This window comes from Streptomyces hydrogenans, assembly GCF_014656075.1.
In the GTDB taxonomy this organism is placed as follows: domain Bacteria; phylum Actinomycetota; class Actinomycetes; order Streptomycetales; family Streptomycetaceae; genus Streptomyces; species Streptomyces hydrogenans.
The window spans coordinates 1-20156 of sequence record NZ_BNBS01000039.1 but is presented as its reverse complement, the minus strand read 5'-3'; the positions used below and the strand labels follow the sequence as shown (position 1 = coordinate 20156).

General features: G+C 73.5%; 18 protein-coding genes. 12 read left to right on the top strand and 6 right to left on the bottom strand.

Translation table 11 applies throughout. The annotated features are described in order from the left end of the window. Window positions 1–88 precede the first annotated feature (88 nt). The 3 genes from IE321_RS18210 to IE321_RS18200 are packed head-to-tail and all read right to left on the bottom strand — an operon-like array spanning window position 89 to window position 2426. Entirely contained in the window at window positions 89–1297 is a 1209-nt protein-coding gene (locus tag IE321_RS18210; RefSeq protein ID WP_190223703.1) for a hypothetical protein, read from the bottom strand. 10 nt (window positions 1298–1307) lie between these two features. Then, window positions 1308–1562, bottom strand: coding sequence for a MoaD/ThiS family protein (locus IE321_RS18205; protein WP_043229722.1), 255 nt, complete (start codon window positions 1560–1562; stop codon window positions 1308–1310). 45 nt (window positions 1563–1607) lie between these two features. After that, a complete protein-coding gene (locus IE321_RS18200; protein ID WP_079022399.1) occupies window positions 1608–2426 on the bottom strand; it encodes an alpha/beta hydrolase family protein in 819 nt (272 codons plus the stop codon). Between the two features lie 244 nt (window positions 2427–2670). Here IE321_RS18200 and IE321_RS18195 point away from each other — a divergent pair, with 244 nt between their 5' ends. From IE321_RS18195 to IE321_RS18175, 5 genes are all read left to right on the top strand, one after another. After that, window positions 2671–3498 (top strand): response regulator transcription factor, encoded by an 828-nt coding sequence (locus IE321_RS18195; protein ID WP_190223702.1) that lies wholly within the window; start codon window positions 2671–2673, stop codon window positions 3496–3498. Window positions 3499–3570: 72 nt separating this feature from the next. Then, window positions 3571–4593 (top strand): LacI family DNA-binding transcriptional regulator, encoded by a 1023-nt coding sequence (locus IE321_RS18190; protein WP_043229727.1) that lies wholly within the window; start codon window positions 3571–3573, stop codon window positions 4591–4593. Between the two features lie 157 nt (window positions 4594–4750). Next, window positions 4751–5842, top strand: a complete 1092-nt coding sequence (locus IE321_RS18185) for a S1C family serine protease (RefSeq protein WP_190223701.1) — start codon at window positions 4751–4753, stop codon at window positions 5840–5842. Between the two features lie 20 nt (window positions 5843–5862). Further along, entirely contained in the window at window positions 5863–6597 is a 735-nt protein-coding gene (locus IE321_RS18180) for a response regulator transcription factor (RefSeq protein ID WP_043229731.1), read from the top strand. Window positions 6598–6650: 53 nt separating this feature from the next. Continuing rightward, window positions 6651–8033: a sensor histidine kinase gene (locus tag IE321_RS18175; RefSeq protein ID WP_226652067.1), complete on the top strand. Its 1383-nt coding sequence runs from the start codon at window positions 6651–6653 to the stop codon at window positions 8031–8033. Window positions 8034–8092: 59 nt separating this feature from the next. Here the strand turns inward: IE321_RS18175 and IE321_RS18170 are convergent, their stop codons facing one another. The 3 genes from IE321_RS18170 to IE321_RS18160 all read right to left on the bottom strand — a co-directional run bounded on the left by IE321_RS18170 (window position 8093) and on the right by IE321_RS18160 (window position 11516). Beyond that, window positions 8093–8662: a mycothiol transferase gene (locus IE321_RS18170; RefSeq protein WP_226652048.1), complete on the bottom strand. Its 570-nt coding sequence runs from the start codon at window positions 8660–8662 to the stop codon at window positions 8093–8095. A 52-nt stretch (window positions 8663–8714) separates the two neighbouring features. After that, window positions 8715–9584 carry a phosphatidylinositol-specific phospholipase C gene (locus IE321_RS18165; protein ID WP_190223699.1) on the bottom strand — a complete coding sequence of 290 codons (870 nt, stop codon included), beginning with the start codon at window positions 9582–9584 and terminating at the stop codon, window positions 8715–8717. Window positions 9585–9701: 117 nt separating this feature from the next. Further along, entirely contained in the window at window positions 9702–11516 is a 1815-nt protein-coding gene (locus IE321_RS18160; RefSeq protein ID WP_190223698.1) for a bifunctional metallophosphatase/5'-nucleotidase, read from the bottom strand. Between the two features lie 320 nt (window positions 11517–11836). Between IE321_RS18160 and IE321_RS18155 the strand changes: the two genes are divergently transcribed. From IE321_RS18155 to IE321_RS18125, 7 genes are all read left to right on the top strand, one after another. Continuing rightward, complete coding sequence (locus IE321_RS18155) at window positions 11837–13543, top strand: hypothetical protein (protein ID WP_190223697.1); 1707 nt, start codon at window positions 11837–11839, stop codon at window positions 13541–13543. Between the two features lie 9 nt (window positions 13544–13552). After that, entirely contained in the window at window positions 13553–14482 is a 930-nt protein-coding gene (gene mshD / locus IE321_RS18150) for a mycothiol synthase (RefSeq protein ID WP_190223696.1), read from the top strand. A 106-nt stretch (window positions 14483–14588) separates the two neighbouring features. Then, on the top strand, window positions 14589–14978 hold the full coding sequence (locus IE321_RS18145) for a GntR family transcriptional regulator (RefSeq protein WP_043229739.1): 390 nt from the start codon (window positions 14589–14591) through the stop codon (window positions 14976–14978). After that, complete coding sequence (locus tag IE321_RS18140; protein WP_190223695.1) at window positions 14975–15826, top strand: ABC transporter ATP-binding protein; 852 nt, start codon at window positions 14975–14977, stop codon at window positions 15824–15826. The genes IE321_RS18145 and IE321_RS18140 overlap by 4 nt, the downstream gene beginning before the upstream one ends. Further along, window positions 15823–16809 carry an ABC transporter permease gene (locus IE321_RS18135; protein ID WP_190223694.1) on the top strand — a complete coding sequence of 329 codons (987 nt, stop codon included), beginning with the start codon at window positions 15823–15825 and terminating at the stop codon, window positions 16807–16809. The genes IE321_RS18140 and IE321_RS18135 overlap by 4 nt, the downstream gene beginning before the upstream one ends. 262 nt (window positions 16810–17071) lie before the next feature. Further along, window positions 17072–19321 carry an RNA degradosome polyphosphate kinase gene (locus tag IE321_RS18130; RefSeq protein WP_043229745.1) on the top strand — a complete coding sequence of 750 codons (2250 nt, stop codon included), beginning with the start codon at window positions 17072–17074 and terminating at the stop codon, window positions 19319–19321. Beyond that, on the top strand, window positions 19308–20156 hold an 849-nt coding region (locus tag IE321_RS18125; protein ID WP_190223693.1), incomplete at its 3' end, for a CHAD domain-containing protein. The genes IE321_RS18130 and IE321_RS18125, both read left to right, overlap by 14 nt.

Sequence of the window (20156 nt, the reverse complement as noted above, 5' to 3'; positions counted from 1 at the left end):
CCGGTGCCGCGCGCCGGCCCCCCGACACAAGATCGACGTGTCGGGGGGCCGGACGGTTCCCGGGCGCTCCCGGTCGGGTGGACTCCGCTCAGACCAGGGCGCGGCCGAGAAGGTACACGGCGGGCGCGGCCGCCGTCAGCGGCAGGGCCACGCCGGCCGTCATGTGCACGAAGCGGGACGGGTAGTCGTAGCTGGCGACCCGCAGGCCGACGAGGGCGCAGACGCCGGTGGCGAGGCCCAGGAGCGCCCCGGAGGCGCCCATGCCGCTGAGGGTGCCGGCCGCGATGCCCGCGCCGGCGGCGGCGAGCAGCGAGACGACGAGCGAGACGGGGCCGGGCAGCGGGAGCGCGCGGGCGAGGACGGTCGCGGCGACTGCGACGGACCCGGCCACCACGGCGTCCGGCTCGGCGCCGAGGTGCCCGGCGGCGAGGACGGTCAGGGCCGCGGAGGCGATGGTGGCCATGAGGCCGTACATCCGCTCGTCGGGGTCGGCGTGGCTGCGCAGCTGGAGGACCAGGCTGAGCAGGACCCAGACGCCGAGGGTGCCGAGGATCGCGGGGGCGGCGTGCTCGCGGCCGGTGGCGAGGAGGGCGGCGTCGGCGACGAGCCCGCCGAGGAAGGCGAGGGCGATGCCCTGCCGGGCGGGCCACATGCCGTTGAGCCGGAACCAGCCGGCGGCGGTCAGTCCCTGGAGGGCGACCAGCGGCAGGAGGAGTCCGTACGTGCCGAGCGCGGCGCCGCCGGCGAGCAGCAGTCCGAGGAGGGCGGTGAGCGCGGCGGGCCGCATGCCCGGCTCGATGATCGGCGACCGGCCCTCGGCCCGCGCGCGCTGGGCGTCGGTGACGCGCATGTTCCCGGAGGTGGTCGGCGAGGAGTACGCGGGCCCGTCGGCGGCCTCGGCGGCCTCCACGGCGGGCGCGGGGGTGGAAACGGCCACGGGGGCCGCCGCGGGCGCGGGGGCCTCGGGCAGCGGCGGGGAGTACTGCTGCTGGGGGTACTGCTGCGGGGGCTGCGCGTGGCCGGGCGCGTACGGCTCCGGCTGGGCGTAGGCCTGCGGGTACGGCTCCGGCTGGGCGTACGCCTGCGGGTACGCCTCCCGCGGGTACGCCTCCTGTCCGTGCTCCTGCCCGTACGCGTACGGCTGCTGCTGGGCCGCCGCGTGCCCGTAGGCGTCCTCGGGGCGGATCGCGGGCTGGTACGTGGTGTCCCAGGTCTGGCCCTCCCAGGTCTGGGTGACCGAGGGGTCGTAGGCGTTCGGGTCGTGCGGCGGGACGCCGTACGGCTGGTCGTTGCTCATGCTGTGGGGTTCACCCTCCTGCGAACGGGGGGAGCACCTCGACCGTGCCGCCCTCGGCAAGCCGTACGGTCTCATGGCTCCGGGTGCCGACCGGGTCGCCGTCGACGAGGAACGAGCACCGCCGGAGGACCTGGACGAGCTCGCCCGGGTGGTCCGCGCGGGCGGCGTCCAGGGCCTCGGCGAGGGTCTCGGCGGTGTACGGCTCCTCGGCGACCCCGGCGGCGGCCTTGGCCGCGGCCCAGTAGCGGATGGTTCCCGCTGCCATAGCGGCGCTCCCTTCGTTCGTGTGCGCGCCGCTCCCCATGATGGGCTATCGGCGGACGAGCCAGGCGCCGAGCCGGTCGAGCAGCTCCTCCCCCGCCGCGTTCTCCGCGTGGCCCATGCCCCGCTCCAGCCACAGTTCCACCGGGGCTCCGGCGGGGGCGGCCGCGGCGAGCATCCTCGGGTGGTCGAGGGGGAAGTAGGCGTCCCGGTCGCCGTGGACGACGAGCAGCGGGGCGGGGGCGATGAGCGGCACGGCCTGGAAGGGCGCCAGCGGGACGGGGTCCCAGGGGCGGGCGTCGACGCGGGTGCGGAGCCCGTACCGGCCGACCAGCCGGCCCGTGGGGCGGGTGACCATCCAGTGGAGCCGGCGCATCGGGGCCGTCCCCCGGTAGTACCAGCGGGCGGGGGCGGAGACGGCGGCGACCGCGTCGGGTCCGGCGGGCGTGGCGCGGTCGAGGGCGGCCTGGCGCAGGACGACGGAGCCGCCCATGGAGAAGCCGACCGTCGCCACGCGCGCGTGGCCGAGGTCACGGGCCCAGCGGACGGCGGCGGCGAGGTCGAGGACCTCGCGGTCGCCGAGGGTGGAGAGGCCGCCGGAGCCGCCGTGCCCGCGGAAGGAGAACGTGACGACGGCGGCGGCGTGCCGGCCGAGGACCTCGGCGGCGCGCCGGACGGCGGGCCGGTCGAGGGAGCCGGTGAAGCCGTGCGCGACGACGATCGCGGTGTCGGAGGCGGCGCCGGGGAAGGGCTCGTGGAGGGCCTCGACACGGACGCCGTCCTCCGTCCGGAGCATTGCGGGGTGAGGTCCGGAAGTGAGCGAGGAAACATCCATCATGTGAAATCGGCCCTCTGCCTCGGAACTCATGTGGGCTATTCTCCTAGGCAGGGATCCGGGCGATGTCGCCACCGGGTCCTTTTGCGTTTTCCGGCCGTTGTTACGTACGGATGAACAAAAGCTCTCAGGGCGCGAGAGCCGCATGTGAGACCGCAGTACCCGAGCAGTACCGCAGATGTCCTCGCAGGGACCGAGGAGGAACCGACGTCATGGACGAGCGTACGAAGCACGACCGACCGACGATCCAGCCGACCCCGGCAGGGGGAGAGGCCCGATGAGCTCCCTCCTGCTCCTGACGAACGCCCTCCAGCCGTCGACCGAGGTGCTCCCCGCCCTCGGGCTGCTGCTGCACAACGTGCGGGTGGCCCCGGCCGAGGGCCCGGCGCTCGTGGACACCCCCGGCGCCGACGTGATCCTGGTCGACGGCCGGCGCGACCTCCCGCAGGTCCGCTCGCTCTGCCAGCTGCTGCGCTCCACCGGCCCCGGCTGTCCGCTGGTGCTGGTGGTGACGGAGGGCGGCCTGGCGGCCGTCACGGCGGACTGGGGCATCGACGACGTCCTGCTCGACACGGCCGGTCCGGCCGAGGTCGAGGCGCGGCTGCGGCTCGCCCTGGGCCGCCAGCAGATCGTCGCGGACGACTCCCCGATGGAGATCCGCAACGGCGACCTGTCGGTGGACGAGGCGACGTACAGCGCCAAGCTGAAGGGCCGGGTCCTGGACCTCACCTTCAAGGAGTTCGAGCTCCTGAAGTACCTGGCGCAGCACCCGGGCCGGGTGTTCACGCGGGCGCAGCTGCTCCAGGAGGTGTGGGGGTACGACTACTTCGGCGGCACCCGTACGGTCGACGTCCACGTGCGGCGGCTGCGCGCGAAGCTGGGCCCGGAGCACGAGTCGCTGATCGGCACCGTCCGCAATGTGGGATACCGCTTCGTCACGCCCGAGAAGGTGGAGCGGGCCGCCGAGGAGGCCCGCGCCAAGGAGGCGAAGGCGGCGGCCGGGGAGTCCGACGGGACGAAGGGGGTGGAAGCGGGACAGGACGCCCGCGGAGCCGCCCGTTCCGGCGCCGGAGTCAAGGGCGCCACGGCCGACACCACCCGTTAGGGGGACGGTAACGTGGCGTATGCCACAGTGCGACCTGCCGGTAGGTAGGTCACCCCGCGTAGACTTCCGCGCGTGGCCAAGGTGACGCGGGATGACGTAGCGCGACTGGCGGGTACTTCGACGGCGGTCGTGAGTTACGTCATCAACAACGGACCCCGGCCGGTCGCCCCGGCCACGCGCGAGCGTGTCCTCGCCGCCATCAAGGAGCTGGGCTACCGGCCCGACCGGGTGGCCCAGGCGATGGCGTCCCGCCGCACCGACCTCATAGGCATGATCGTCCCGGACGCGCGCCAGCCCTTCTTCGCGGAGATGGCGCACGCGGTCGAACAGGCCGCCGCCGAGCGCGGGAAGATGGTCCTGGTCGGCAACTCCGACTACCGCACCGAGCGCGAGATCCACTATCTGCGGGCCTTCCTCGGCATGCGGGTCTCCGGGCTGATCCTCGTCAGCCAGGGCATGAGCGAGCAGGCCGCGAGCGAGATCGAGGCGTGGGACGCGCGCGTGGTGCTGCTGCACGAGCGGCCCGAGGCGATCGACGACGTCGCCGTCGTCACCGACGACATCGGCGGCGCCCAGCTCGCCACCCGGCACCTCCTGGAGCACGGCCACCCGTACGTGGCGTGCCTCGGCGGCGTCCCCAACACCCCCGCCGTCGGCGACCCGGTCGCCGACCACGTCGAGGGCTGGCGGCGCGCCATGCAGGAGGCCGGCCGCTCCACCGAGGGCCGGCTCTTCGAGGCCCCGTACAACCGCTACGACGCCTACCAGGTGGCCCTGAAGCTGCTGGCCGGCCCGGACAGGCCGCCGGCCATCTTCTGCTCCACCGACGACCAGGCGTTCGGCGTGCTGCGGGCCGCCCGCGAGCTGCGCATCGACGTGCCGACCGAGCTGGCCGTGGCGGGCTTCGACGACGTGAAGGAAGCGGCGCTCACCGACCCGCCGCTGACCACCGTCTTCTCCGACCGCCCGGCGATGGCCCGGGCCGCCGTCGACCTCGTCCTCGACGACGCCGTCCGGGTCAACGGCTCCCGCCGCGAGCGCGTCAAGCAGTTCCCCTCGGCCCTGGTCGTCCGCCGCTCCTGCGGCTGCCACTGACCCGTCGGGGCGGCCTGCCACTGGCCCGTCGGGGGCCGACCGCCCCCGACGGCCGACCCACCCCCGCACCGGTCTTTATTTCGGGCATACAGGGTTCTGTCGGGCTTCTCAGCCGGTCCTCAGACCGTTCTCATCTCGCGGGCCGACAGTCATTGCCATGACGGACCACACGCAGCCCCAGCAGCCGTACTACCCGCCGCGCCCGCCGTACGAGCCGACGCGGCCGATCACCACCGAGCCGGGCACCACCGTGTGGCCGTCCGGGTCCGGCGGCGGCTTCACCCCGCCCCCGGCCGAGCCGGCGTACGCGGCGGCAGGCCCGGTGCCCGCCGGGCCCGTCTCCCGGCGGCGCGCCAAGCGCGGTGTCGGCCTGATGGCGGCCGTGGCCATCGCCGCCGCCGCGATCGGCGGCGGCACCGCGACCCTGGTCCAGCAGCTGACCTCGGACGCCCCCGCCACCACCGCCTCCTCCGTGGTGAGCGGCACCAACGTCTCCGCGAGCAGCACCGGCACCGTCGCCGGGGTCGCCGCGGCCGTCTCCCCCTCCATCGTGGAGATCTCCGCGAGCTCCACCTCCGGCGAGTCGACCGGCTCCGGCGTGATCATCACCGGCGACGGCGAGATCGTCACCAACAACCACGTGATCTCCGGCGCCTCCGAGATCACCGTGCGGACCAGCGACGGCAAGACCTACCGGGCGGACGTCGTCGGCAAGGACCCCGACAAGGACCTCGCCCTCATCAAGCTCCAGAACGCCTCGGGCCTCAAGGCCGCCACCCTCGGCGACTCGTCCAAGGTGCGGGTTGGCGACGAGGTCGTGGCCATCGGCTCCCCCGAGGGCCTCACCGGCACCGTCACCAGCGGCATCGTCTCCGCCCTCGACCGCGACGTCACCGTGGCGAAGGACACCGAGGGCTCCGACTCCGGCCAGGGCCAGGGTCAGGGCCAGCAGCAGTGGGACCCGCGCCAGGGCTGGCCGTTCGAGTTCGGCGGACAGCAGTTCAACGGCGACACCGGCAGCTCCAAGACCACCTACAAGGCGCTCCAGACGGACGCCTCTCTCAACCCGGGGAATTCCGGCGGCGCGCTGATCAATATGAACGGCGAGATCATCGGGATCAATTCGGCCATGTATTCGCCCAGTTCTTCGAGCGGTTCCACCGCCGGCAGCGTCGGCCTCGGATTCGCCATCCCGGTGAACACCCTCAAGGCCGACCTGGACGCCCTCCGCTCGGGCGGTGGAAGCTGAACGCGTGGGACGCTGATCCCATGAGCAGCGGGCAGCCGAACGCATCCGAACGCATCCTCATCGTCGACGACGAACCCGCCGTACGGGAGGCCCTGCGCCGCTCCCTCGCCTTCGAGGGCTACGCCACGCGGGAGGCCGTCGACGGCGTCGACGCGCTCGCCGCCATGGAGTCGTACGCCCCCGACCTCGTCGTCCTCGACGTGCAGATGCCCCGCATGGACGGACTGACGGCGGCCCGCCGGATCCGGGCCGCCGGCTCGACCGTGCCCATCCTGATGCTCACCGCCCGCGACACCGTCGGCGACCGCGTCACCGGCCTCGACGCGGGCGCCGACGACTACCTCGTGAAGCCCTTCGAGCTCGACGAGCTCTTCGCCCGCATCCGCGCCCTGCTGCGCCGCAGCTCCTACGCCGCCCCGGCCGCCGCCCCCGGCGCCCCGGAGGACGTCCTCTCCTTCGAGGACCTGCGGATGGACCTGGCGACCCGCGAGGTCACCCGCGGCGGCCGGCCCGTCGAACTGACCCGCACCGAGTACACCCTCCTGGAGATGTTCCTCGCCCACCCCCGGCAGGTCCTCACCCGCGAGCAGATCCTCAAGGCCGTCTGGGGCTTCGACTTCGAACCGAGCTCGAACTCCCTGGACGTGTACGTGATGTACCTGCGGCGCAAGACCGAGGCGGGCGGCGAGCCCCGCCTCGTCCACACCGTGCGCGGCGTCGGGTACGTGCTCCGCGGCGGAGGCGGCACCGAGTGACCCTCCCCGCTCCCGGCCCCGCCCCGGCTCCCCGGCGCCGGCCCCGCACCCCCCTGGCCTGGTTCCGCTCCCGGCCGCTGCGCTCACGGCTCGCGCTGCTCACCGCCTTCGCGGTGGCCGTCGCCGTCGCCGCCGTCTCCGCCGCCTGCTGGTTCGTCACCCGGGCCCAGCTGGAGGGCGAGATGGACTCCGCGCTGCGGAACACCCGGCTCGACCAGGGGGCGGTCCGCAACCTGCTCACGCTGTGCCGGCAGGGCCAGGAGCCGCCGCCGGTCGGCGGGTACACCGTCCAGATCATCGACTCGGCCGGCGGCGTCTGCGCCTCCGGCGAGGCGGCGCTCCCGGTCGGCGAGGGCGACCTGGCAGTGGCCCGCGGCACGCTCGCGTACGTCCTGCACACGGTGAAGGACGCCGACGGGCGCGAGATGCGCGTCTACACCTACCCGCAGCCGAACCCGCCCGGCCTCGCCGTCTCCGTGGCCCGCCCGCTCGCCGAGATCGACAACTCGCTCTCCGCCCTCGGCTGGGTGCTGCTCCTGGTCTCCGGCATCGGCGTCATCGGCGCCGGCGCGGCCGGGCTGTGGGTGGCCAGGACCGGCCTGGAGCCGGTGAACCGGCTGACCGGGGCGGTGGAGCACATGGCGGCCACGGAGGACCTGACCGTACGGATCCCGGACGAGGGCGAGGACGAGATCGCCCGCCTCTCGCGCGCCTTCAACCAGATGACGGCGGCGCTGGAGACCTCCCGGGACCGGCAGGCCCAGCTCATCGCCGACGCCGGCCACGAGCTGCGCACCCCCCTCACCTCCCTGCGCACCAACGTCGAGCTCCTCGCCCGCAGCGAGGAGACCGGCCGGGCGATCCCGCCGGAGGACCGCCGGGCCCTGATGGCCTCGGTGAAGGCCCAGATGACGGAGCTGGCCGCGCTCATCGGCGACCTCCAGGAACTGGCCCGGCCCGACGCGGTGCGGCCCGGCCCGCTGGAGGTCGTCCCCCTCCACACCGTCCTGCGCACCGCTCTGGACCGCGCCCGGCTGCGCGGCCCCGAACTGTCCTTCACCACCGAGCTGGCGCCCTGGTACGTCCGGGCGGAGCCGGCGGCGCTGGAGCGGGCGCTCGTCAACGTGCTGGACAACGCGGTGAAGTTCTCGCCGCCCCGCGGCACGGTCGAGGTCACGCTGATGCGCGGCGAGCTGACGGTGCGGGACCACGGTCCGGGCATCGCGCCCGACGAGCTCCCCCACGTCTTCGACCGCTTCTGGCGCTCGCCCTCGGCCCGCAGTCTGCCCGGCTCCGGCCTGGGCCTGTCGATCGTCGCCCGCACGGTCAAGCAGGCCGGCGGCACGATCGCCCTCTCCCCCGCGGACGGCGGCGGCACCCGCGCGACCCTCCGCTTCCCGGGCGCCCCGACCCCGCCACCGGAGCTGACGGTCTGACGGCTGACGGCTGACGGCTGACGGCTGACGGCTGACGGCTGACGGCTGACGGGCCGCCGCTACTGGCCCACGCGGCCGTCGACGCGTTCGCGGAGCAGGTCGGCGTGACCGCAGTGGCGGGCGTACTCGGTGATCTGCATGGTCAGCAGCTCGCGCAGCTGCCCGCCGTCGGGCAGCGGGGCGCCGAGGTCGGGGGCGGCGGCGAGGAACCGGTCGGTGAGTCCGGCCTCCTCCCGCCACCGCGCCCACGCCTCCTCGACGACGGCCGGATCGGCGACGGCGCCGGTCCACTCGGCCTCGCGGTCGTCCGGGGTCCGGTAGACCCGGGGCGCGTCCTCGCCGGCGAGGCGCCGGAAGTGCCGCTCGTCCTCGGCCATGTGCCGGATCAGGCCGAGCAGGGACATGGTGGAGGGCGGGACGGAGCGCCGGGCCAGCTGCCCGGCGTCCAGCCCCTCGCACTTCATCCGCAGGGTGAGCCGGAAGTGGCGCAGGGCGTCGAGGAGCGCGCCGCGTTCGTCGGTCACCGGCGCGCCGCCGCCCTCGCGGGGGTCGTCGTCGGGGTCGGCCCACATGTCGGTGTGGACGGTGGAGGTCGTCCACCGCTGTACGTCCGTGTCGCTGGTCTGCATGCGGGCATGCTCGTACGGCCCCGGGCCCGGCGCCAGCGAATTGGCCCCGGGCTCAGTTGTGCCGCAGCAGCGCCTCCACGAGCCCGGCGCGGGTGGCGGGGAAGTCGAGGGGCACGATGCCGAGTCCGGTGCGGCCGGCCAGCTCGGCGCCGTCGAGGAAGCCGTGCACCCAGGGGTTGAGCCGGTCGGAGTTCCAGCGGGGCGGCAGGTAGGCGGAGGTGCTGACGAAGTTCACGTACAGCGGGCCGGGCGAGGCGACGGCCGCGCGGAAGTGGGCCTGGATCTTCGGGTACTTGGCGTCGGGCAGCGCGTTCCAGTCGTCCTGGACGGCGAAGTACCGGGAGTCGGCCCAGCGCAGCCCGGGCAGCCCTGCGTTGTCGGCGAGCAGCACGACCCGGCCGCGCGCCTCGCCGAGGAGCGGGAGCCCGTCGCCGATCCGGAAGAGGGAGCGCCAGCCGCGCCGGTCGAGGTAGTCGTCGAAGACGGCCCGGAAGGTGGCGTCGGACTCCTCGGAGTACTCCTGCTTGACCCGCATCAGCACGGTCTCGGAGGGGTGCGCGGCGAGGAAGTCGCGGCAGGCGACGAGCACGTCCCCGAACATCATGTTCTGGTACGAGGCCCCGTGGTGGATCGCGAACGAGCCGCCGGTGACCCGGCACCGCACGTCCAGGAAGCGGACGCCGCTGTCGAGCTGCTGGGCGACGGTGGTGTTCTGGCACTCGCTCCAGGGGCCGCCGAACCGCGCCCCGGAGTCGTGCGTCCCGGGGATCGTGAGCCGCGTCAGCGCGGTCCCGTCCCCGTGGGCGGCCATCCAGGCGCGCGTGTCCACGGCCGCGGCGCCGGCGGCCCGCGCCGCGGGCGCCCCGGCGAGCAGTACGGCTCCGGCCCCGAGGGCCCCGGTGAGAAAGCGTCGTCGCTCCATGGGACCGGATAATGACAGGTCCGCGTCAATATGCGCCAGGGTGCCGCCGGCGCGGAAGAGGGGGCCGTCCCTCCGCCGGACGGGCGGAGGGACGGCCCCCTCAGGGGACCACCGGTCCTACTTGATGACGGTGATGCGGTTCGTCGCCGGGGCCCGGAGCGGCTCGGAGGCCGAGGAGTTGGCCGTCAGGTAGGCGATGAAGACGTCGAGGTCCGACGCGCCGACCAGCTTGTTCGCGCCGGCGGCGAGGACCGGGAAGCCGTCGCCGCCGCCCGTGAGGAACTCGTTCATCGCGACCCGGTAGCTCTTCGACGGGTCGATCGGCTCACCGTTCAGCCGCACCGAGCCGACGACGATCCGGTCGGCGCCCGCCTTCGTCATGTCCAGCGTGTAGCTGAAGTTCCTCGACACCTGGAGGATCTTCGGGGCGGCCAGGTTGGCACCGCTGACCTGCTGCTGGAGCGCCGTGACGAGCTGGGCGCCGGTCAGGTCGACCGTCGTCATCATGTTGGTGAACGGCTGGACCGTGTACGCGTCACGGTAGGTCACCACGCCGTCGTCCCGCTTGGTCAGCGGCGCGCGGACACCGCCCGGGTTCATCAGCGCGAGCTGGGCGCCGCCCTTGTCCGCCGGGGCCATGCCCGCGAGCTGCGCGTCGGCGATCAGGTTGCCCAGCGGCTTCTCGTACACGCCCGCGTCGAGGGGGTTCTCGATGTTCTCGCCGATGTGGCCGACGGGACGGTTCGCGATCGGCGCGGCGAGGACGTTCCAGCGCTCGATCAGGTCGTGGATCCTCCCGTGCGCCTCGTCCCGCGTGACGACGTGGTTGGCGGAGGCGACGGCGGTGCGGACGATGTCCTTCGTGCGACGGTCGTAGGTGAGCGTCGTGTCGGTGTACAGCCGGCCGAAGGAGGCCGCCGAGGTGACCGTGCGCGGCTTGCCCGACGGGTCCGGGATGGAGCACGCGTACGCCTGGTGGGTGTGACCGGTGATCAGCGCGTCGACCTGCGGGGTGACGTTCTTCGCGATGTCGACGATCGGACCGGAGATGCCCGCGCCGGCGCCCGGGGTGTCGCAGTCGTAGTTGTACGCGCCCGAGGCGGGCATGCCGCCCTCGTGGAGCAGCGCGACGATCGACTTGACGCCCTTGCGCTCCAGCACCTTGGCGTACTTGTTGATCGTCTCGACCTCGTCGCCGAACTTCAGGCCCTTGATGCCCTCGGCGGAGACGATGTTCGCCGTGCCTTCGAGCGTGACGCCGATGAAGCCGATCCGGACGCCGTCCTTCTCCCAGATGAAGTACGGGTCGAGCAGCGGCTTGCCGCTCTTCTCGTTCGTCACGTTGGCGGCGAGGTAGGGGAAGTTCGCCCCCTCGAAGGTCTTGCCCTCCTCGAAACAGCCCTCGACCGGGTGGCAGCCGCCGTTCTGGATGCGGCTCAGCTCGCGGGCGCCCTCGTCGAACTCGTGGTTGCCCACCGAGCTCACGTCGAGCTTCATCTCGTTGAGCGCCTCGATGGTCGGCTCGTCGTGGAAGAGCCCGGAGAGCAGCGGCGAGGCGCCGATCATGTCGCCGGCCGCGGCCGTGATGGAGTACCGGTGACCCGCGCGCGCCTGCTCCAGGTGCGTGGCCAGGTACTCGGCGCCGCCGACGTTGTTGATCGTCTCGGTCGAGCCGTCCTCCTTGACCCGCGTGAGGCGGGCCGAGGAACCGGTCGGCGGCTCCAGGTTGCCGTGCAGGTCGTTGAAGGACAGCAGCTGGACGTCGACCATCCGGCCCCAGCCCTTGCCGTTCGTCCCGCCCGCCGCGGCCTCGGCCGCGTCCTGCGAGGCCCCCGCCGGCATCGCGGCGACGAGCGCCCCCACCGTCGCCAGCCCCGCGCCGACGGCCAGAATCCGCCGCCCCGCCTTGCTCTTGCTGCGCTTCACTGCCATCTCTCCCGTGATCCCCTTTGCCCCTTGCCCCGATTCGCGGCTTTGATCGTTCCCCGCGTGTGCGCTCGCAGCCTAGAGTCAACGCGCGTAGCGCAACAGGGGGGTGAGGCCGATCGATTCCCTTTTGCGACCTCCCGGGGCGGGATCTCCAGGCGGCATGACGACGACGTTGCGTTCGGCCGACGAACGCGTGACGTCGACCTCTCCGGCTCGTTCACCCGTACGGAAGACGTCTTCGCCGGGGCACCCCGGGAGGCGGCACGGCCGAGAGGGGGTGGCGAGTGCGCCGCGCACGTCGCGGGAAGCCGAAGCTGCGCCCCATGACGCCCCCGTTCACGGTCGCCGCGCCCGGCGGAGTCCGCATCCGGGACCGGCTGCGGGTGACCGAGGGCGAGGCGGCGGTGTTGCGGCTGGTCGGCGAGCACTTGGGCCGCCTTCAGCGGACGGACCTCGCAGTGCGGGTGGGCATCGGGCGGGTGAAGGCCGGGCAGAACCGGCGGGCGGAGCGGAAGAGGACGCTCACCGTCGGGTCATCGTCGCGGTGGGCCGGGGCGATGACCCGCGTGTCGGAGGACCAGTACCAGCTCTCCCTCCGCTGCCTGTACGACGAGCGGGCCTCCCTCCGCCGGGCGGTCCGGGCCGTCGAGGCACGCCTCGCGGTGCCGTGTGGGCGGCGCGAGGGCAAGGTCCGGGGCTATGCGGACCAGAGCGAACGGTGGGCGAAACAGCGCCGCCTCACCATGCTCAAGACCCGTCTCACGCGCGTCGAGGCCCGGATCGAGTCCGGCAGGCCGGGCATCGTGGCCGGCGGAAGGCGGCTGGCGAAGTCGCGGCACAACCTCGCCGCCGCGCGGCTCACGGAGGGGCGATGGCGGCAGCAGTGGGACGCGGAGCGTCTGTTCCTGACCGCCGACGGCGAGTCCGGCGCGCCGCACGGCAACTACACGATCACCGTCGCCCCGGACACGGGTGAGGTGTCGCTGGTGCTGCCCCGGCCGCTGCGGCATCTCGCGAACGCGCCCCGGGGCCGGTACCGCCTCACCCGCACGGTCGGCTTCTCGCACCGGCGGGAGGAGTGGCTGGACCGGGCCGACGCGAACCGGGCCGTACGCTACGACGTCATCCACGACCCGCAGCGCGGCCGCTGGTACCTGGACGCCTCCTGGTCCGCCGACACCGCCGTCCTGCCCACCCCTGGGGAGCTCCGGGCCCGCGGCGGACGCCTCCTCGGCGTCGACCTCAACGCCGACCACCTCGCTGCCCATGTCCTCGACTCGCACGGCAACCCAACCGGCGAACCCCTCACCATCCCCCTCGGCCTCACCGGCCCCGCCTCCCAGCGGGACGGCCACCTGCGCGCCGCGATCACCCGGCTGATCGCCGTCGCCGAGCGGCATCACTGCGCGGGGATCGCGATCGAGGACCTCGGCTTCGACGAGGCCCGTGCCACCGGCCGCGAGACCATGGGACGCGGCGGGCGCGGGAAGAAGTTCCGTCGGACTGTGTCCGGTATCCCCACGGCCAGGTTCCGGGAGCGGCTGCGCGGCATGGCGTTCCACGCCGGCCTCGTGGTGATCGCGGTCGATCCGGCGTACACCAGCGTCTGGGGCGGGCGGTACTGGAAGATCCCGCTCCAGCAGCACAACCCGCAGACCACGGTCACCCGCCATCACGGCGCTTCGGTGGCCATCGCACGACGCGCCCTCGGGCACCGGGTACGGCGTCGGCCAGGTGTGACCGCCCACGACCGGAGGATCGTGGCGTGGAGAGCTACCGGCCAGGCCGTACTCACCCCGTGGGCTCGTGGGACCGCGAGCCCACCCAGGACGGCGAGCACGCCCACCACGGGCGGCAGGACTCGACCGCGCCGAGGTGACCGGCTCACGCTGTTTCCCGACCTCGAAGACCGTTCGCGAGGTCACCCGGCCACCACCAGGCCAGGTCGCGAGAGTCCGGCCGAGAACGGCCGACCACGCCAGGAGCGGTTACAAGACAGTTGCCTCCGGCTGACGGAAGGTTCGCCGTAGGCTCGGGGCATGACTTCCGACGCGGCGCCGGCCCTCGAACCGGGACGGCAGATCCAGACGTACGACGAGCTCAGCACCGGGCAGGTCCAGGAGGTCATGGACCTGCTCGCGGCGGCGGACCGCGCCGACGGCGTGCACGCCGTGTCCGAACAGGGGCGGCTCTACCTCCGGCACGGCCGGCGCGAAGGAGTGCGGCACTTCCTCCTCACCGTCGGCTCGCACCTGTACGGCTACGCGCAGCTGGAGGAGACCGACCCCGTCGAGGCCCCGGCCGCCGAGCTGCTCATCCACCCCGACCAGCGCGGCCGCGGCCACGGCCGGGCCCTCGGCACCGCGCTGCTCGGCGCCTCCGGCAAGCGGCTGCGGGTGTGGGCGCACGGCGGCAAGCCCTCCGCCCGGCACCTCGCGCAGGTCCTCGGCCTGACCCTGTTCCGCGAACTCCGGCAGCTGCGGCGCCCGCTGACGCCCCTGGACATCCCCGAGCCGGTCCTCCCCGAGGGCGTCACGATCCGCACCTTCGTCCCCGGCCAGGACGACACGGCGTGGCTCGCGGTCAACGCGGCCGCCTTCGCCCACCACCCGGAGCAGGGCTCGCTGACCCAGCGGGACCTGGACGACCGGCTCGCCGAGCCGTGGTTCGACCCCAAGGGCTTCTTCCTCGCCGAGGACGCCGACGGCCGGCTGGTCGGCTTCCACTGGACGAAGACGCACGCCGAGGAGCGCCTCGGCGAGGTGTACGTGGTCGGCATCCTGCCGGAGGCGCAGGGCGGCGGCCTCGGCAAGGCCCTCACCGCGACGGGCCTGCGGCACCTGGCGGCGGAGGGGCTGCCGACGGCGATGCTGTACGTGGACGCCGACAACACGGCGGCCGTGCGGGTCTACGAGGGGCTGGGCTTCCGGACCCACGAGGTGGACCTGATGTACCGCTCGGAGTCGTAACACCCGGGACGCCCGTAACGGCTGTTTCCCAGGGGGCGGTTGACACCGCCCCCTTCCTTCCACCACCCTTTCACTACTTGATTAGTGAAAGGGTGGTGGAAGGGACGTGGTCGAGTACCGCATCGACCGGCGCGGCGGCGTCGCCACCTACCTCCAGATCGTCCAACAGACGAAGCAGGCCCTCCGGATGGGCCTCCTGGAGCCGGGTGACCGACTGCCCACCGCACGCGAGGTCGTCGAGGCGACGGCCATCAACCCGAACACGGTCCTCAAGGCCTACCGCGAGCTCGAACGCGAAGGCCTCGTCGAGGCCCGCCGCGGCCTCGGCACCTTCGTCCGCGCCACGCTCGGCACCGCCCCCGCCGACTCCCCCCTCCGGGGCGAGCTCGACGCCTGGGCCCGCCGCGCACGCGCCGAAGGACTGGACCGCGAGGACGTGGCGGCGCTCTTCACCGCCGTACTGACGCAGCACTTCGAGGGGGACGACGAAGCATGAGCACGACCACCGAGGGGATCGCCCTGCGGGCGGACCACCTGGGCATGAAGTACGGCGGGCGCAGGGGCGGGTGGGCCCTCAGAGAGTGCGCCTTCGCCCTCCCCGCCGGCCGGATCTGCGCCCTCGTGGGCCCCAACGGCGCCGGCAAGTCCACCCTCCTCGCCCTCGCCGCGGGCCTGATGCGCCCCACCGAGGGCACCCTCACCGGCCCCGGCCGCGACGACCTCGCCTACGTGGCCCAGAGCAAGCCGCTCCACCCCCGGCTCACCGTCGCCGACACCCTCCGCATGGGCCGCGAGCTCAACCCCGGCCGCTGGGACGAGGCCGGGGCGCTCCGGGTCGTCGAGGGCGGCGGCTTCTCCTCCGACACCCTCGTCCACCACCTCTCCGGCGGCCAGCGCACCCGCGTCGCCCTCGCGCTCGCCCTCGGCAAGCGCGCGGAACTCCTGCTCCTGGACGAGCCGATGGCCGACCTCGACCCGCTCGCCCGCCACCAGCTGATGGGCCTGCTGATGTCGGACGCGGCCGAGCGCGGCACCACGGTCGTGATGTCGTCGCACATCCTCACCGAGCTGGAAGGCGCCTGCGACCACCTGATGCTGCTCGCCGGCGGCCGCGTCCGCCTCGACGGTGCCGTCGACGACCTGCTCGCCGCGCACACCCTGCTGCGCGGCCCCGTCGCCGACCTCGCCCCGCACACGGTGATCGACTCCCGCACGACGGGCCGTCAGCTCACCGCGCTGGTACGGAGGGAGGGCCCCGTCGAAGGCGCGTGGGAGACCACCGAGCCGTCCCTGGAGGAGCTCCTCCTCGCCCACCTCCGCAACCCCGAAGGAGCCGCCGCATGAGCGCCCTTTCCCTCAAGGGCCCCGCCTGGGTGACGGTCCGCCAGTACCGGCGGACGCTGTGGCTGGCGCTCGCACTGGCGCTGTTCGCGCTGGCCGTCGTCGCGGGGTTGCGGATCTATACGGCGCAGGAGCCGCTGCCCATGCGGGACGGAACCTGGATCCCGGGCGCCGACAACCACGGCTACCCGAAGCTCCGCGCGATCATGGAGTACGTCTCCGTCGTCACCATGGTCCTGCCGGGCGTCGTCGCCGCCTTCGTCGCGGGACCGATGGTGGCCCGCGAGTACGAGTCGGGGACGTACCAGCTCTCCCTCACCCAGTCCGTGAGCCCGGCCGACTGGCTCCGCTCCAAGGTGACGGTCGCCACCGGTTTCGCCCTCCTCGCCATGCTCGCCGTGATGGGCCTCTTCTGGTTCGGCCGGCTCGGGGTGCGGGAGGGCTGGGACTACCACTGGGGCCAGGCCGGCACCTACACGGCGACCGGCGTCACCGCCCTCGCCCAGGTCCTCGCCGCCGTCGCCGTCGGCGCCCTCGTCGGCCAGCTCGTCCGCCGCACCCTGCCCGCCATGGCCGCCGCGGGACTGGTCATGGGCGTGGTGACGCTCGCGTTCAACGCCTACCGCTGGTCCATCCTGCCGCTGGAGCGGGCCACCGGATCGCTCGGCGCCGACGGCCCCTTCACCCCCTCCGGCGACCACCTCTACATGGACTCCGGCGTCCTCACCTCCTCCGGGACCCCCTTCGACCAGGCGATCTGCTGGAACCAGATCAACGCGATACCCGGCATCGACGGCGACCCGGAGCGCTGGGAGAAGGCGCAGGAGCAGTGCTACGCCGAGCACGGCGTCACCACCCAGTACCTCGACTACCACCCCGCCTCCCATTTCTGGCCCACCCAGCTCATCGAGACCGGCATCGTCCTCGCCCTCGCCGCCCTCGCCGCCTTCGCCGCCTTCCGCGTCCTGCGGGCCCGGCACCCGTAGTGCCGCCGCACCCGTAGTGCCACCTCACCCGGATGGGGGAAAATAGGGGGCGGAGCCCGTCACAGGCCCCGCCCCCGATTCCCGTACGACATGTCGTCGTTACCGGCCATTCAGACGCGCTTGCGACGCTCACGCAATGAAGCGATCCGTGATCACGTCCGGCGGGGGGATCCCCGCGGGAAGACTTCCCAAGGGGAGACTGCCCTCCCCCACGGCCCGCTCCGACGCGCCCGAGGACCCCTTCGCGCGGAAGAATGGGTCCATGAGCCAGCAGCCCGCCGAGGTCCCGGTCCAGACCTCCGCCACCGCGTCCCCGCAGCCGTCCCTGGGTTCCATAGCGGCGCACCGCCCGCACGCCGCCCCCGACACGGAGAACGGCGGCTTCGACGCCGGTCTCGACGCCGAGATCGACGCGTACGACGGGGACGACGGCGACGACGGCTCGCGGGAGCTGCCGCAGGGCCGCTTCCTGGACCGCGAGCGCAGCTGGCTCGCCTTCAACGAACGGGTGCTGGAACTCGCCGAGGACCCGACGACCCCCCTCCTCGAACGAGCGAACTTCCTCGCGATCTTCGCGTCGAACCTGGACGAGTTCTTCATGGTCCGGGTCGCCGGCCTCAAGCGACGCATCGCCACCGGCGTCGCCACCCGCTCCGCCTCCGGCCTCCAGCCGCGCGAGGTCCTCGACCTGATCTGGACCCGTTCGCGCGAGCTGATGGCCCGGCACGCCGCCTGCTACCAGCAGGACGTCGCCCCGGCCCTGGCCGACGAGGGCATCCACCTGATCCGCTGGCCGGAGCTGACCGAGAAGGAGCAGGCGCGGCTCTTCACGCTCTTCCGGCAGCAGATCTTCCCGGTGCTGACGCCGCTCGCCGTGGACCCGGCGCACCCCTTCCCGTACATCTCCGGCCTGAGCCTCAACCTGGCCGTCGTCGTGCGCAATCCGGTCAGCGGCCACCGCCACTTCGCGCGCGTCAAGGTGCCGCCGCTGCTCTCCCGCTTCCTGGAGGCGTCGCCGCAGCGGTACGTACCGCTGGAGGACGTGATCGCGGCGCACCTGGAGGAGCTGTTCCCGGGCATGGAGGTGCTGGCGCACCACATGTTCCGGGTGACGCGGAACGAGGACCTGGAGGTCGAGGAGGACGACGCCGAGAACCTCCTCCAGGCCCTGGAGAAGGAGCTCATGCGGCGCCGCTTCGGGCCGCCGGTCCGCCTGGAGGTCGAGGAGTCCATCGACCCGTACGTGCTCGACCTGCTGGTCCGCGAGCTGAAGGTCTCCGACGCCGAGGTCTATCCGCTGCCCGGCCCGCTCGACCTCACCGGGCTGTTCGGGATCGCCTCGCAGGACCGGCCCGAGCTCAAGTACCCCAAGTTCGTCGCCGGCACCCACCGGGACCTCGCCGAGGTGGAGTCCGCGTCCGCGCCGGACGTCTTCGCCGCGATGCGGGAGCGGGACGTGCTGCTGCACCACCCGTACGACTCCTTCTCGACCTCCGTCCAGGCGTTCCTGGAGCAGGCGGCGGCCGACCCGGACGTCCTGGCGATCAAGCAGACGCTGTACCGGACCTCCGGCGACTCCCCGATCGTCGACGCCCTGATCGACGCGGCCGAGTCCGGCAAGCAGGTCCTCGTCCTCGTCGAGATCAAGGCCCGCTTCGACGAGCAGGCCAACATCAAGTGGGCGCGGAAGCTGGAGGAGGCCGGCTGCCACGTCGTCTACGGCCTGGTCGGCCTCAAGACGCACTGCAAGCTGTCGCTGGTGGTGCGCCAGGAGGGCGAGCTGCTGCGCCGCTACTCGCACGTCGGCACCGGCAACTACCACCCGAAGACGGCCCGGCTGTACGAGGACCTGGGCCTGCTCACCGCCGACCCGCAGGTCGGCGCGGACCTGTCCGACCTCTTCAACCGGCTCTCCGGCTACTCCCGCCGCGAGACGTACCGGCGGCTGCTCACGGCCCCGAAGTCGCTGCGCGACGGGCTGGTCTCGCGGATCACCAAGGAGATCGCCCACCACAAGGCGGGGCGGCCCGCGTACGTGAAGATCAAGGTCAACTCGATGGTCGACGAGGCCGTCATCGACGCCTGCTACCGGGCCTCCCAGGCGGGCGTCCCGGTCGACGTCTGGGTCCGCGGCATCTGCGCCGTGCGGCCCGGCGTGCCCGGCCTCTCGGAGAACATCCGGGTCCGCTCGGTCCTCGGCCGCTTCCTGGAGCACTCCCGGGTCTTCGCCTTCGGCAACGGCGGCGAGCCCGAGGTCTGGTTCGGCAGCGCCGACATGATGCACCGCAACCTGGACCGGCGCATCGAGGCCCTGGTCCGGGTCTCCGACCCCGCCCACCGGGCGGCCCTCACCCGGCTCCTGGAGACCGGGATGTCCGACACCACCTCCTCCTGGCACCTCGGCCCGGACGGGAACTGGACGCGCCACGCGACCGATCCCGAGGGCAAGCCGCTGCGGCACGTGCAGGAGATGCTCATCGACGCGCGGAGGCGCCGGCGTGCACAACCTTGACCCCACGCAGTCCACGCGGGAGGACGTGACCGCGGGCGAGGTCCTCGCCCCCTACCTGCACGCCCGGGCCGCGGACTTCCTCCGCGGCCTGCGGCAGCACGGCGAGAGCGGCGCGGACACGTCCGGAGCGGACGAGGCGGCCGGCACGCTCCGGGCGGCCGCCCGCCGCATCAGCGGGAGCCTGCACACCTACCGGCCGCTGCTCGACGCGGCCTGGGCCGACCAGCTCAGGACCGAGCTGGCCTGGCTCTCCGGGACCCTGGCCCTGGAGCAGGCGTGCACCTCCCGGCTCGTCCGTCTCATGGACGCGCTGAACCGGCTGGCCGGCGGCAGCGGCCCGGTACCGGCCGCCCGCGGCTCGGAGAGCGCCGGGCTCGCCGTCGGCGCCGCCCGGGCCGGCGCCCTCCTCGAACGGCAGCTCACCCTCGCCCGGACCCGCGCCCACTCGGCCGCCCTCCAGGCCCTCGGCTCCTCGCGCTTCCACGCGCTGGCCGACGCCGTCGCCCTGCTCGCCTCCGAGGTGCCGCTCGGCCCGGCCGGGGCGGCCCCCGCCCCCGAGGTCCTCGACGCCTCCGCCTCGGTCGCCCGCCGCCGCCTCCTCGACGCGGTCGAGGCGCTTCCGCTGACCCGCGCCGCCCATCCGTACAACGCGGAGGCGCTGGCCCTGGCCGCGGGCGAGAACCAGGACGCCCCCTGGCACCACACCCGGCTGCTGCTGCGGCTCCACCGGTACGCCACCGAGGTGACCGCCCTCGGCGCCGACCCGGACGCGCCGCTGTACGAGGCGGCCCGGGCCCTCGACCGGCACCGCGACGCCGCGGAGGCCGGCGCGGCC